At 42.9% G+C, this 12690-nt stretch carries 16 protein-coding genes; 14 read left to right on the forward strand and 2 right to left on the reverse strand.

Translation table 11 applies throughout. The features are described from left to right. Positions 1-227 precede the first annotated feature (227 nt). The 8 genes from ilvD (at position 228) to UJ203_RS04635 (ending at position 6701) form a co-directional block, all read left to right on the forward strand. A complete protein-coding gene (gene ilvD / locus UJ203_RS04600) occupies positions 228-1904 on the forward strand; it encodes a dihydroxy-acid dehydratase (protein ID WP_024121795.1) in 1677 nt (558 codons plus the stop codon). A 105-nt stretch (positions 1905-2009) separates the two neighbouring features. Beyond that, positions 2010-2444, forward strand: coding sequence for a bacilliredoxin BrxA (gene brxA, locus UJ203_RS04605; RefSeq protein WP_024121794.1), 435 nt, complete (start codon positions 2010-2012; stop codon positions 2442-2444). 39 nt (positions 2445-2483) lie between these two features. Then, positions 2484-3269: a class I SAM-dependent methyltransferase gene (locus UJ203_RS04610; protein WP_322008708.1), complete on the forward strand. Its 786-nt coding sequence runs from the start codon at positions 2484-2486 to the stop codon at positions 3267-3269. A 259-nt stretch (positions 3270-3528) separates the two neighbouring features. Then, positions 3529-4143, forward strand: a complete 615-nt coding sequence (locus tag UJ203_RS04615; RefSeq protein ID WP_322008710.1) for a YpjP family protein — start codon at positions 3529-3531, stop codon at positions 4141-4143. A gap of 17 nt (positions 4144-4160) precedes the next feature. Continuing rightward, positions 4161-4694, forward strand: a complete 534-nt coding sequence (locus tag UJ203_RS04620) for a phosphatidylglycerophosphatase A (protein ID WP_003230797.1) — start codon at positions 4161-4163, stop codon at positions 4692-4694. Positions 4695-4779: 85 nt separating this feature from the next. Then, positions 4780-5574 (forward strand): thymidylate synthase, encoded by a 795-nt coding sequence (locus UJ203_RS04625; protein ID WP_101864404.1) that lies wholly within the window; start codon positions 4780-4782, stop codon positions 5572-5574. Continuing rightward, the gene (dfrA, locus tag UJ203_RS04630) at positions 5571-6080 is read left to right on the forward strand and encodes a dihydrofolate reductase DfrA (protein ID WP_024121790.1); all 510 of its coding nucleotides are present in this window, start codon (positions 5571-5573) and stop codon (positions 6078-6080) included. Before UJ203_RS04625 ends, dfrA begins: the two co-directional genes overlap by 4 nt. Then, positions 6081-6701 (forward strand): 1-acyl-sn-glycerol-3-phosphate acyltransferase, encoded by a 621-nt coding sequence (locus UJ203_RS04635; protein WP_248339005.1) that lies wholly within the window; start codon positions 6081-6083, stop codon positions 6699-6701. A 32-nt stretch (positions 6702-6733) separates the two neighbouring features. Here UJ203_RS04635 and trhA read toward each other — a convergent pair whose 3' ends face one another. Together trhA and UJ203_RS04645 are read right to left on the reverse strand one after the other, a co-directional pair. Then, positions 6734-7375, reverse strand: coding sequence for a PAQR family membrane homeostasis protein TrhA (trhA, locus tag UJ203_RS04640; RefSeq protein WP_322008714.1), 642 nt, complete (start codon positions 7373-7375; stop codon positions 6734-6736). Between the two features lie 23 nt (positions 7376-7398). Next, complete coding sequence (locus UJ203_RS04645) at positions 7399-8403, reverse strand: sigma 54-interacting transcriptional regulator (RefSeq protein ID WP_322008716.1); 1005 nt, start codon at positions 8401-8403, stop codon at positions 7399-7401. Positions 8404-8653: 250 nt separating this feature from the next. Here UJ203_RS04645 and ilvA point away from each other — a divergent pair, with 250 nt between their 5' ends. The 6 genes from ilvA (at position 8654) to ypmT (ending at position 12624) form a co-directional block, all read left to right on the forward strand. Beyond that, positions 8654-9922 carry a threonine ammonia-lyase IlvA gene (ilvA, locus tag UJ203_RS04650; RefSeq protein WP_095713134.1) on the forward strand — a complete coding sequence of 423 codons (1269 nt, stop codon included), beginning with the start codon at positions 8654-8656 and terminating at the stop codon, positions 9920-9922. Positions 9923-10012: 90 nt separating this feature from the next. Continuing rightward, positions 10013-10264 (forward strand): DUF2535 family protein, encoded by a 252-nt coding sequence (locus UJ203_RS04655; RefSeq protein ID WP_059293739.1) that lies wholly within the window; start codon positions 10013-10015, stop codon positions 10262-10264. Between the two features lie 154 nt (positions 10265-10418). Further along, positions 10419-11000, forward strand: a complete 582-nt coding sequence (locus tag UJ203_RS04660; protein ID WP_322008721.1) for an SCO family protein — start codon at positions 10419-10421, stop codon at positions 10998-11000. 77 nt (positions 11001-11077) lie between these two features. Continuing rightward, the gene (locus tag UJ203_RS04665; RefSeq protein ID WP_095713132.1) at positions 11078-11845 is read left to right on the forward strand and encodes an SGNH/GDSL hydrolase family protein; all 768 of its coding nucleotides are present in this window, start codon (positions 11078-11080) and stop codon (positions 11843-11845) included. Between the two features lie 9 nt (positions 11846-11854). After that, the gene (locus tag UJ203_RS04670) at positions 11855-12418 is read left to right on the forward strand and encodes a YpmS family protein (protein ID WP_069487337.1); all 564 of its coding nucleotides are present in this window, start codon (positions 11855-11857) and stop codon (positions 12416-12418) included. Between the two features lie 11 nt (positions 12419-12429). Beyond that, positions 12430-12624, forward strand: a complete 195-nt coding sequence (gene ypmT / locus UJ203_RS04675; RefSeq protein WP_044155479.1) for a protein YpmT — start codon at positions 12430-12432, stop codon at positions 12622-12624. Positions 12625-12690 lie beyond the last annotated feature (66 nt).

Consider the following 12690-nt stretch of genomic DNA (forward strand, 5'->3'; position numbering starts at 1 on the left):
TCGAATATTGTTGAAAAATAATCAAAAACTATATATAGTAAGTAACAATATTAATAGTTGGAGGGTTCACATCGACAGAAAGCTATATAAATATAAAAACATGAATCAAACAACCGAGGAAAGGGCGGCCTGAAATTATGCGATTTAGCAAAAACGCCCCACAAATAAACTGAAAATTGTTAAAATAAAATTCAATCTAACAATTGAGACTATTTAGGAGGATCACCATGGCAGAATTACGCAGTAACATGATCACACAAGGAATCGATAGAGCACCGCACCGCAGTTTGCTTCGCGCAGCAGGTGTAAAAGAAGAGGATTTTGGCAAACCGTTTATTGCGGTTTGTAACTCATATATTGATATCGTTCCCGGTCATGTTCACTTGCAGGAGTTTGGAAAAATCGTAAAAGAAGCAATCAGAGAAGCCGGAGGCGTACCGTTTGAATTTAATACAATCGGTGTAGATGACGGAATTGCGATGGGGCATATCGGAATGAGATATTCGCTCCCGAGCCGTGAGATCATCGCGGACTCAGTGGAAACTGTCGTATCAGCGCACTGGTTTGACGGAATGGTCTGTATTCCGAACTGTGATAAAATCACGCCGGGAATGCTTATGGCGGCTATGCGCATCAACATTCCGACCATTTTTGTCAGCGGAGGACCGATGGCGGCAGGAAGAACAAGCGACGGCCGCAAAATCTCTCTTTCTTCAGTATTTGAGGGAGTCGGTGCTTATCAAGCTGGAAAAATCGGCGAAAGCGAACTTCAAGAATTAGAACAGTTCGGCTGCCCGACATGCGGATCTTGCTCGGGAATGTTTACAGCAAACTCAATGAACTGTCTGTCAGAGGCGCTTGGATTGGCTTTGCCTGGTAATGGAACCATTCTCGCGACATCACCGGAACGAAAAGAGTTTGTCAGAAAATCAGCTGCGCAATTAATGGAAACCATTCGCAAAGACATCAAACCGAGAGATATCGTTACAGTAAAAGCGATTGATAACGCGTTTGCGCTTGATATGGCGCTCGGCGGTTCAACAAATACTGTACTTCATACGCTTGCCCTTGCAAATGAAGCTGGCGTTGAATACTCTTTAGAACGCATCAATGAAGTCGCAGAGCGCGTGCCGCATTTGGCTAAGCTGGCGCCTGCATCTGATGTATTTATTGAAGATCTTCATGAAGCGGGCGGTGTGTCTGCAGCATTGAATGAGCTTTCCAAAAAAGAAGGAGCACTTCATTTGGACGCGCTGACAGTTACAGGTGAGACGCTTGGAGAAACCATTGCCGGACATGAAGTGAAGGATTATAACGTGATTCATCCGTTAGATCAGCCATTCACTGAAAAGGGCGGCCTTGCCGTATTATTCGGAAATCTGGCTCCGGACGGCGCTATCATCAAAACCGGCGGCGTACAGAACGGAATTACGAGACACGAAGGGCCGGCTGTCGTATTCGACTCTCAGGATGAGGCGCTAGACGGCATTATCAACCGGAAAGTAAAAGAAGGCGATGTCGTCATCATTCGTTACGAAGGGCCAAAGGGCGGGCCGGGTATGCCTGAAATGCTTGCACCTACATCACAGATTGTCGGAATGGGGCTTGGTCCGAAAGTAGCGCTGATTACAGACGGACGTTTTTCCGGAGCATCCCGAGGCCTTTCAATCGGACACGTATCACCAGAGGCAGCAGAAGGCGGACCGCTTGCCTTTGTTGAAAACGGTGATCATATCATCGTTGATATTGAAAAACGCATCCTGGACGTTCAAGTGCCTGAAGAAGAATGGGAAAAACGGAAAGCAAATTGGAAAGGCTTTGAGCCAAAAGTGAAAACCGGCTATTTAGCCCGTTATTCTAAACTTGTGACAAGTGCCAATACGGGCGGTATCATGAAAATCTAGACACAAGGATCACATTCTTTTGATTTAAGACGTGAACATTTGAAATCCGGCGCTCTCTATAGTATCCTTTACTTCAGATGAAGGATAATAGAGGGGGCTTTTTTTATGTCAATGGCTTATGAAGAATATATGCGCCAGCTTGTCGTTCCGATGCGTCGCGAGCTGACTGGGGCCGGTTTTGAAGAATTAACAACGGCAGAAGAAGTGGAGAATTTTATGGAAAAGGCAGAGGGCACAACTCTCGTAGTCGTTAACTCTGTTTGCGGTTGTGCAGCTGGTCTTGCGCGTCCTGCGGCAACTCAGGCAGTCCTGCAGAACGACAAAACACCTGACAATACGGTGACAGTATTTGCGGGCCAAGATAAAGAAGCCACTGCAAAAATGCGGGAGTATTTTACAGGCCAGGAGCCTTCTTCGCCGTCAATGGCTCTTTTGAAAGGCAAAGAAGTCGTGCATTTTATTCCGCGTCATGAGATTGAAGGGCACGAAATGGAAGAAATCATGAAAAACTTAACTGACGCCTTTGATGCACACTGCTAAATGCCCGTTTTCCGGGCATTTTCTTTTGGAGTATAGATCATGATTACAACAAGCTATAGACCGTCTGACCACACGATAAAGATCGCAAAAATGCTTTCGGAAGAGCTGGGTATACGATATTGCGACCGAAATAAACAAACGGTTGAAAATATGCTGAAGTCAGCTGAGCGTGATTTGCTCGTGATTGGAAAAGAGCGGTTCGAACTTTATACAAAACAAGGCGGTAAATTCTTTTTTCATCCGAATACAGCGATGTTCAGAGCTAAACGGTTTATGCGCGGCGAGCAAGAGCCAATGCTTCGGGCAACCGGCTTAACGGCCGGAGATTCTTTTTTGGATTGCACGCTCGGTCTGGCTTCCGACGCAATTATCGCAAGTATGGCCGTTGGCGAAACAGGGTCGGTGATCGGGCTGGAAAAAAACAAGCTTGTGTCCGTTCTGGTGAATACGGGGCTCCATTCGTGGGAAACCGGTATAGAACAGCTTCAAGCTGCCATGAGAAGAATACAAGTGAATCATGCGGATTGCTTTGACTATCTAAAGCAGCTGCCTGACAAATCAGTAGATGTCATTTATTTTGATCCGATGTTTCATGAGCCTGTAGAGTCGTCTGATGGCATCGCGCCATTACGAGAGCTGGCTGAGGATTCTGCATTGGCTGACGGCTGCATCAAAGAAGCGGTGCGGGCAGCCAGAAAAAGCGTGGTACTCAAAGACCATTGGAAAAGCCCGCGCTTTGACCAACTTGGTTTTAACGTATTGAAAAGAAAAACAGCGCTTTTTCACTACGGTGTTATTCAAATCGCAAGCGAAACAAGCCCGTGAAGAACCTCACGGGCTTGTTTCTAATCGGTGACTTCCATGACGACAAAGTATAATAATGTTAAAAGTGAAACCGTTGCAAATAAAGCGTCAATCATGCGGAAGGCCTCCTTTCATATTATATTGTAAGCGTTTTTACACACGCAGCAAAGCAACAAATCTCCTAAATTGACTTAGAGCTTCATATAGTACATGACTTGTAAGTTCGACCTATGATAAAATAAGAGAAACATGACAACAAAATAGAGAGGAATAAGCAGTCATGAAATTGTGGATGAGAAAGACCCTTGTGGTTTTATTTACCATCGTAACGTTCGGGCTCGTATCTCCTCCGGCTGCTCTCATGGCAGACAAGCCTTCAGGACAGCTGAGCAGTCTTGAGCAGAATGATTACACCGCTTTTTATGATGAGCATGATTTGTACGATGATTATGAATCGGAAGACAGGCGAGACCCCGAATTACTTTTTCAATCGTACAAGGAACAGCTCCTTGACAGCGCTGAAAATCAGTCTTTTTTGAAATTTGGCAGCAAAATTGCTCCGGTCATTGAAGATGACTATCGGAAAGAGATTCTGCCGAAAATCGAAAACGTCATATGTGACTTTTTAGCGACATTACAAGATGACGAAGCGTATCAAGATGTTGTGATTTCAAGCAAGCCTTCAGCGGGGAAAACGGAGAAAATCTTTCACGTTTTTAATCGGACAACCGGAGAAGACCTCCTTAGGTTCCATGTGCGCAGAGATCACCCTCCGCATGACGGCTACTGGTTTAATTTTCATTATCATACAGCAGAAGATGGATTTCAATCACACCATGAGCTTGGGAGCATTTATTGGGACCGCAACACACCTCCCAACTGGATGAGTGCCTAAAGGAGATGCCATTAGATATGAAAAAGTACACAATGAATGAAATGGTCGATATAACAAAAGATATGCTGAACAAACGGGGCGTTATGATAGAAGATATTGCGCGTATTGTTCAAAAACTTCAGGAAAAATACAATCCAAATCTCCCGCTTAGTGTATGTATGGAGAATGTAGAAAAAGTACTGAACAAGCGTGAAATTATCCATGCTGTTTTAACCGGGCTGGCGCTTGATCAGCTTGCAGAGCAGAAACTTCTTCCTGAACCGCTGCAGCATCTTGTTGAAACAGATGAACCGCTGTACGGCATAGATGAAATTATCCCTCTTTCAATCGTTAATGTGTACGGTTCGATCGGCTTGACCAACTTTGGTTATTTGGATAAAGAGAAGATCGGAATTATTAAGGAGCTCGATGAAAGCCCTGACGGCATCCATACGTTTTTGGATGATATTGTGGCAGCACTTGCAGCCGCAGCAGCGAGCAGAATTGCCCATACGCATCAGGATCTGCAAGATGAAGAAAAAGAACAGGACGAAAAGCCTGTTGTCAGCTGACTTATAAAAAAATCATTTCTGGGTTCAGAAATGATTTTTTATTGTGTTACACTACTATAAGACTACTTTTTAAAGGATGAATAAAATGAAACAATATAAAGATTTATGCCGACATGTTTTAGATCATGGTGAAAAAAAGGGTGACCGTACAGGAACCGGAACAATCAGCACCTTCGGCTATCAAATGAGATTTAATTTACAGGAAGGCTTCCCGATGCTGACCACAAAAAAACTTCACTTTAAATCAATTGCGCACGAGCTGCTTTGGTTTTTAAAGGGTGATACCAATGTACGCTATCTGCAGGAAAACGGAGTGCGTATTTGGAATGAGTGGGCTGATGAAAACGGTGAACTCGGACCTGTATATGGTTCACAATGGCGCTCATGGCGGGGAGCTGACGGAGAAACCATTGATCAAATTTCACGTCTTGTGGAAGATATTAAAACAAATCCGAACTCAAGACGTTTAATCGTCAGTGCATGGAATGTTGGTGAAATCGATAAAATGGCCTTGCCTCCGTGCCACTGTCTGTTTCAATTTTATGTATCTGACGGCAAGCTGTCCTGCCAGCTTTATCAGCGCTCAGCCGATGTTTTCCTCGGTGTGCCGTTTAATATAGCTTCTTATGCGCTGCTTACGATGATGATCGCGCATGTAACAGGGCTTGAGCCGGGCGAGTTTATTCATACATTCGGCGATGTTCATATTTATCAAAATCACATTGAACAGGTTAACTTGCAGCTGACCAGAGATGTCCGCCCGCTGCCGAAGCTTCGTTTTGCCAGAGAGGTTGATTCGATTTTCGGCTTTACGTTTGATGACTTTATCATTGAAGATTACAATCCGCATCCGCATATTAAAGGAGCGGTCAGCGTATGATTTCATTCATTTTCGCGATGGATGCCAACCGGCTTATCGGAAAGGACAATGATTTGCCGTGGCATTTGCCGAATGACCTTGCATACTTTAAAAAAATAACCTCAGGACATTCAATCATCATGGGGCGAAAAACATATGAATCAATTGGACGTCCGCTTCCGAATCGGAAAAATATTGTTGTGACATCTGCACACGATTCAGAATTTCCCGGTTGTACCGTCGTCAGTTCAATAGAGGATGTGCTCCAGATTGCCTCAGATACTGAGGAATGCTTCGTGATCGGAGGCGCACAGCTTTACACGGCGCTGTTCCCTTATGCGGACAGGCTGTATATGACAAAAATACACCACCAGTTTGATGGAGACCGCTACTTTCCTGAATTTGATGAGAGCAAATGGAAACTTGTTTCTTCTGAGCAAGGGACTAAGGACGAAAAAAATCCGTATGACTATGAATTTTTAGTGTATGAAAAAAAGAATGTATCATCTGAAGCGGGAGGATTTTAATTGATTCGCTACAGCTGTCTAGTGATTTACATTGTGTATATGCTGTTAAAAAATATAAAACAATTGTTTAATCAAAGAATGCTGGATCCGCGTCTGTCATACAAAAAACAGATGACGCTCGTTTACGAGCAGCCAAAGGCGTTTTTGGAAGGCTGTATCGGCATTTCAGGATCTGTAATCACCATTCATCAGCCAGAGCCGATACCGAGCGGTCCTGTTTTGTATGTGCATTCTCGTTTAGGATTGCCTGAACTTGCTTTGATTGCCGGGTATATTGAAGAACCAGCCGGATTTATCGCAAATCCCAAAGTGTTTCGTTTACCGATTATCGGGCAATGGCTTGAACGGATGAATGTCATTCGAGAGAGCGGTTCAGAAATGGTATATGAAGATATTTTGACCCAATTAGAAAAAGGCCAAAGCATGATTCTTTCTTTAGATGGCTGTATCAATCCATTGGAACTTGCAGCCCGCTGCAGCTTTCCGGTTGTAATGGTGGAAACGAAAGGAACCGATGAACTGCTGAAGGGATCGCTTTTTAAACGCTTAAAGCCAGCAGATATAGAAGTGTCATTTTCCAAGGCTTATATACCGGCAAGTGAGAAGCAATTACGGGCCTAAAAAAGCGCAGTCACTGAGACTGCGCTTTTTCATTAGGATAAAAACGGCACTTTCACACAATAGAACAGCACGCAGAAAAACATCGCCGCACTCCCGCCTAAAACAAAGCTGTGCCAAATGGCATGATGGAAAGGAATCTTTCTCCAAATATAAAAGATCGTTCCGGCTGAATACAACAGACCGCCAAGTAAAAGAAGGCTGAATCCAGCTCCTGTCAGTGAAGCATATAAAGGCTTAACCGCGATAATCATTAGCCATCCCATTAATAAATACATCAAGGTAGATAAAATGATAAACCGTTTTACGAAGAAAATTTTGAATACGATTCCGCCAAGGGCAAGCGCCCAAACGATGATCAGCAGGGTGAAGCCGAGTGTGCCTTTTAACGGTCCAAGCAGAAAGGGGGTATAGGTTCCGGCAATCAACACGTAAATGGCGCTATGGTCAATAATCTCCAAAATATCTTTCGTCTTTTTGTGCTGAATGCTGTGAAGCAGGGTGGAGCTCAAATAAAGCAGCAGCATGGAAACACCAAATATGGTAAAACTGACGATATCCGATGCGGACCCGTAATTAGCCGCAAATATGATGAGAAACACTAATGCTGGTATGGATAAGAACACACCGATGCCGTGGGTAATGGCGTTGGCGATCTCTTCTTTTATTGTATACACGTACATTCTCCTCTCTTTAGCTGCTACATCATTTGTTTTTGCAGCGTTTCTAAAAAATTCAGCCCTTCTAAAGTGATTTTCGTGCCCGCACGTCCGCGGCTTTTTGTCACATACTCTTTCTTCTCCAAATAATCGAGACGGCTTCTGACCTGCTGCGGCGTTAAAGAGATTTGGCTGTTTTTGCTGCTTTCAGAGATGATCCGTCTGCTTGCCGGTTCGCCTTTTTCATTTAACACTTTTATGGTTTCCAAAATAAACAGAAACTCGGCTTTTTCCATTAAAGTCAGAAGCTTCGCTTTTTTCTTCGTCGTTTTTTCATTTAGCCCGTCCCGTATATACGGCGGCACATCATACGGATGAATGGTTCCCCCGCTTGATACAGCCGCCATATAATCTGCAGCGTTTTTTAATTCTCTTACATTCCCATTAAAGGGATGCTGTTCAAGCAGCGGAAAGACTGAGGGATCAATTAACAATTGCTGCCCCGATTCCGAAAGGAAATACTGGGTCAAAAGGGGGATATCGCTTTTTCGCTCGGATAGCACCGGCAATGTGAGCGTTAAAATGTTCAGCCTGTAAAATAAGTCCTGCCTGAATGTATTTTCAGCAACATCTGTTATTGGGATTGCAGAAGCACAGATGATTCTCGGTTTTTCCCCATCTGAGTCAAGTGCTTCTAGAAGCTTAGCTTGTACAGAAACCGGCATACTCCATAAGTCATTAAGAAAAAGTGTACCTCGGGCGGCTTTTTGAAACGCACCGCAGGCATCATCAGCGCCAAAAAGCTCGTATGCAAGGCTTTCTTCTGAATGGGTGCTGCAATTGATACTGATCAATGGTTCGCCGTTTCTTGAAGAGCCTTGGTGTATGGCCTGTGCAAAATGATCCTTGCCTGTTCCGACCTTTCCTGTGATCAGGACAGGAAGCTCTGATAGGGCGAACTGCAAGGCGACTCGTTTTGTTTCGAGAAATAGTTGATGCTCTCCAATTAGATTATGAAAAGTGCGAGATCGAGGTGCTGTAAACATTTATTGGCTCCTTTTGGTTCTAATTGGTTCTATTATAGCATGCCTTTCAGATGAAAACATCTTTTATCTTTAAGAAACTTTTTTCTTAGGCTGCTGGATACAGGTCACGCAGATGTTATCACGGGTGCGGGGAACTTAGAATACGATTCACTTTTTTATTTACTAAATAAAAATAATTGTCTTATTATTTGAATATTCATGTTATAATGGCATATTAAATAGGGATTTAAAACAAGAAAGGAATCTGTACATGAAACCGTTGCTTAAAGAAAACTCTCTCATCCAAGTGAAAGACATTTTAAAGGCTCATCAAAACGTGAAGGACGTTGTGACTCACACACCGCTGCAAAGGAATGACAGACTTTCTGAGAGATACGAATGCAATATTTATTTGAAACGAGAAGACTTGCAGGTAGTCAGATCTTTTAAACTCAGAGGGGCTTATAACAAAATGAAGCAGCTCTCTGACGAGCAGACTAAAAACGGAGTCGTGTGCGCAAGTGCCGGAAACCACGCGCAAGGTGTAGCGTTTTCGTGTAAACACCTGGGCGTTCACGGGAAGATTTTCATGCCTTCCACAACACCAAGACAAAAAGTGTCACAAGTTGAACTGTTCGGAAAAGGGTTTATCGATATTATTTTGACAGGTGATACTTTTGATGATGCGTATAAAAACGCAGTTGAATGCTGTGAGCAGGAACACCGCACCTTTATCCATCCGTTTGATGATCCGGATGTAATGGCCGGTCAGGGAACTCTGGCGGTCGAAATTTTAAACGATATTGATACAGAACCGCATTTTCTATTTGCAAGTGTCGGAGGAGGCGGGCTTCTTGCAGGGGTCGGCACGTATATGAAAAACGTGTCTCCTGAAACCAAAGTAATCGCGGTTGAACCGGCGGGCGCTGCGTCTTATTTTGAATCTAACAAAGCTGGACATGTCGTCACGTTAGATAAAATTGATAAATTTGTGGACGGAGCGGCTGTAAAAAAAATCGGCGATGAAACCTTTCAAGCGCTAGAAACCGTTGTAGATGACATACTTCTCGTGCCAGAAGGGAAGGTATGCACAGCCATTCTTGAACTATATAATCAATGTGCGATTGTCGCTGAACCGGCGGGTGCTCTTTCTGTCGCGGCACTGGATTTATATAAGGAAGAAATTAAAGGGAAAAACGTAGTATGTGTTGTCAGCGGCGGCAATAACGATATCGGAAGAATGCAGGAAATGAAGGAGCGGTCTATGATTTTCGAAGGCCTTCAGCACTATTTCATCGTCAATTTTCCGCAAAGAGCTGGTGCACTCCGTGAATTTCTTGATGAAGTTCTTGGGCCGAATGATGACATTACACGATTTGAGTATACGAAGAAAAACAATAAAAGCAACGGACCGGCCCTGGTCGGCATTGAGCTTCAAAACAAAGCAGACTATGGGCCGCTGATTGAACGGATGAATAAAAAAGCGTTTCATTATTTAGAGGTAAATAAGGATCAAGATTTATTCCACCTGCTGATCTGATTTTTTCGGCACAACCGCGCAAAATGACAGACAGCCCGGCCGGCATTGTATATAATAGAAGAAAACAATCAAAAAATGAGGATTGATAGCTTGTTACTCAAAAGCCTAGAGTTCAAACGCAGCGACGGGATTCAGGTGAAAGTGACAGAAATACCTGTGTTAAAGGAAGATGAACATTATTTCTTTATGTTGAATCAGCATTTGCAGATCTACTTAAAAGAAGTGTTTTCATCAAAAAGCAGGACAAAAGTGTATTCTTTCCGACAATATATGAAGCGCCGGATGAAATGGACTGATTATCAGGCTGTTTTTCATCAAGAGGTGTTAAAACACAACGCGTGATACGCCGTTTATTCCTGTGTGTCCCCTTTGCTATGCCGCTCGCAGGCGGACGAAGGGGCATGCAGGAATTTTTTTTGCGGGTATAGAATTAAACAAGATGTAAGAAGGTAAGCGCGGCATTAGTAAGCGCTTTAAGCTGGAAAGGGTGAAGGGCATGAAGATGATCAAAGGGTTGGCGGCGGGGCTGATTTTTCTGCTTTTGTGTGCCTGCGGAGGACATCAGATTAAGGATCCGCTTAATTACCAAGTGGAGTCTTTTACTTTTAAAAACCAAGATGGCAAAAATGTTTCTTTAGACAGTTTAAAAGGAAAGGTTTGGCTCGCAGACTTTATTTTTACCAATTGTGAGACCGTGTGTCCGCCGATGACGGCTCATATGACAGATCTTCAAAAGAAATTAAAGGCTGAGAATATAGATGTGCGCATCGTATCCTTTAGTGTTGATCCTGAGAATGATAACCCGAAGCAGCTGAAAAAATTTGCGGCAAATTATCCTTTATCTTTTGATAACTGGGATTTTCTAACGGGATACACTCAAAGTGACATCGAGACGTTTGCGTTTGATAGCTTTAAAGCGATCGTGAAGAAACCTGAAGGCCAGGATCAGGTCATTCATCAATCCTCTTTTTATTTAGTAGGCCCTGACGGTAAAGTGCTGAAAGATTACAATGGAGTAGAAAATACACCATACGATGACATCATCGCTGATGTGAAAGCGGCTAGTAAACTCAAGTAATCTCGAAGACAAGGCATTTTCAAATCTCCTAAAACATGATACACTTTCCACTAGTAGAATGGGGAGGAGCAACAAGATTGAAACTGCGCATTTTTGCACTCATGGCCAGTTTGATTTTGCTTCTTACTGCATGTACGAGCATACGTACAGCATCTGAGGGAAAACAAAAAGCCCATGAACTGAAAACGAAGGAACACATTGTCATTGCCGCTGTCGGAGATTCGCTTACAGAAGGTGTCGGAGATCCTGAGGGCAAGGGATATGTCGGCAAGGTGGCGGATTCTATCCGGTCAAATGAGCAAGTCAAAAAGGTTGACGTTAAAAATTATGCCGTCAAAGGGAATCGTTCGGAGGATTTGTTAGAGAAACTAAAAGATAAAAACGTTCAAAAAGGCATAAAAGATGCAGATTATGTCTTTTTAACAATTGGCGGTAATGATCTGATGAAGGTCCTTCGTCAAAACTTTCTGCAATTAACCGTCGAACCGTTTCAGGAAGAGGAAAAGCCGTACGAAAAGCGTTTTAAAAAAATCATTTCAGAAATCCGCGCACTGAATAATCACGCAGAGCTGATTTATGTCAGCATGTATAATCCGTTTACATTTACTTTATCTGAATTACAGGAAATAAACGGGGTAGTCACTGATTGGAACAACATTGCTAAAAAAGAGCTGAAAAAAGATAAACATGCAAAAATCATTAATATAGAAGACTTGTTCAATCAAAAAAGTGACAGTAAACGAATTTCTGAGGAAGATGATTTTCATCCTAATGGAACGGGTTATTCCTTAATAGCGAAGCGGGTCTATCAAGCAATTGAAAAAGAAGGATTACCGAAAGAGTAGGGTGAAATCATGAATAACTGGAAACGACTGTTTTTTATATTGCTTGCCATCAATATTGTATTAGCAGTAGGATTCGTGACGCTGGTCATGCTGCCGGGCAAGCAAGCGGAGGTAGAGGATACCTCTAAAAGCGAGTACGGATTTCAAGTGACAAGCACAAAAGAATCCTTAGCTGCGTTTGTCAACTCATATTTAAACGAGAAAGCGTCAAATCAGCTTGATTACAAAGTGGATATAGATGACGATGTCCATGTGGCAGGGAAAATCAAAGCATTTTCCACGTCAATTGACGCGTTTATCGCATTTGAGCCGACCGTGAAAAAGAATGGCGATGTCGAGCTGAATGTAACGAAATTTTCCTTAGGGAAATTGAGTATTCCTATTAGCTTTGTGTTAAATTATATGGACAGCTTCTATGAACTTCCATCCTTTGTACATGTTCATCCCGGCGATAAAAGCATTGAGGTTCGTTTGTCTGAAATGCCATTAACGAACGGTATGTATGTCAAAGCAGATAAAATTAATTTAGAAAAAGATGAAATTGAGTTTTCCTATTACCATCCTAAACAATAGAGGTGACTGAAATGAAGCGGATTTACCAGTATTTCAGTTTGTTATCATTTACGTTTTCCCTTTACTTCGGCTGGCTGGCCTATCATCATCTGGCCGCTGAGGATATGGATCAAATGTACTTGAACATTTCGTACTGCGCATTGTTTTTGAGTGTGATGGTGTTTACATTTGGCATGAAAGACCGAAAAAAAACCGATAAATCATGAAAAAAAGAGACATGCTGCACCGTCTCTTTTTTCATGCGGCTGGACGAAAATATAAGAGAACAAGGA

It is taken from the genome of Bacillus sp. V26 (assembly GCF_034296245.1).
In the GTDB taxonomy this organism is placed as follows: Bacteria; Bacillota; Bacilli; order Bacillales; family Bacillaceae; genus Bacillus; species Bacillus halotolerans.

What these genes read in the sequence shown, in the direction of transcription:
- ilvD (WP_024121795.1), top strand. Translation starts at nt 228, where the DNA reads ATGGCAGAATTACGCAGTAACATGATCACACAAGGAATCGATAGAGCA.
- brxA (WP_024121794.1), top strand. Translation starts at nt 2,010, where the DNA reads ATGTCAATGGCTTATGAAGAATATATGCGCCAGCTTGTCGTTCCGATG.
- UJ203_RS04610 (WP_322008708.1), top strand. Translation starts at nt 2,484, where the DNA reads ATGATTACAACAAGCTATAGACCGTCTGACCACACGATAAAGATCGCA.
- UJ203_RS04615 (WP_322008710.1), top strand. Translation starts at nt 3,529, where the DNA reads ATGAAATTGTGGATGAGAAAGACCCTTGTGGTTTTATTTACCATCGTA.
- UJ203_RS04620 (WP_003230797.1), top strand. Translation starts at nt 4,161, where the DNA reads ATGAAAAAGTACACAATGAATGAAATGGTCGATATAACAAAAGATATG.
- UJ203_RS04625 (WP_101864404.1), top strand. Translation starts at nt 4,780, where the DNA reads ATGAAACAATATAAAGATTTATGCCGACATGTTTTAGATCATGGTGAA.
- dfrA (WP_024121790.1), top strand. Translation starts at nt 5,571, where the DNA reads ATGATTTCATTCATTTTCGCGATGGATGCCAACCGGCTTATCGGAAAG.
- UJ203_RS04645 (WP_322008716.1), bottom strand. Translation starts at nt 8,403, where the DNA reads ATGTTTACAGCACCTCGATCTCGCACTTTTCATAATCTAATTGGAGAG.
- ilvA (WP_095713134.1), top strand. Translation starts at nt 8,654, where the DNA reads ATGAAACCGTTGCTTAAAGAAAACTCTCTCATCCAAGTGAAAGACATT.
- UJ203_RS04660 (WP_322008721.1), top strand. Translation starts at nt 10,419, where the DNA reads ATGAAGATGATCAAAGGGTTGGCGGCGGGGCTGATTTTTCTGCTTTTG.
- UJ203_RS04670 (WP_069487337.1), top strand. Translation starts at nt 11,855, where the DNA reads ATGAATAACTGGAAACGACTGTTTTTTATATTGCTTGCCATCAATATT.
- ypmT (WP_044155479.1), top strand. Translation starts at nt 12,430, where the DNA reads ATGAAGCGGATTTACCAGTATTTCAGTTTGTTATCATTTACGTTTTCC.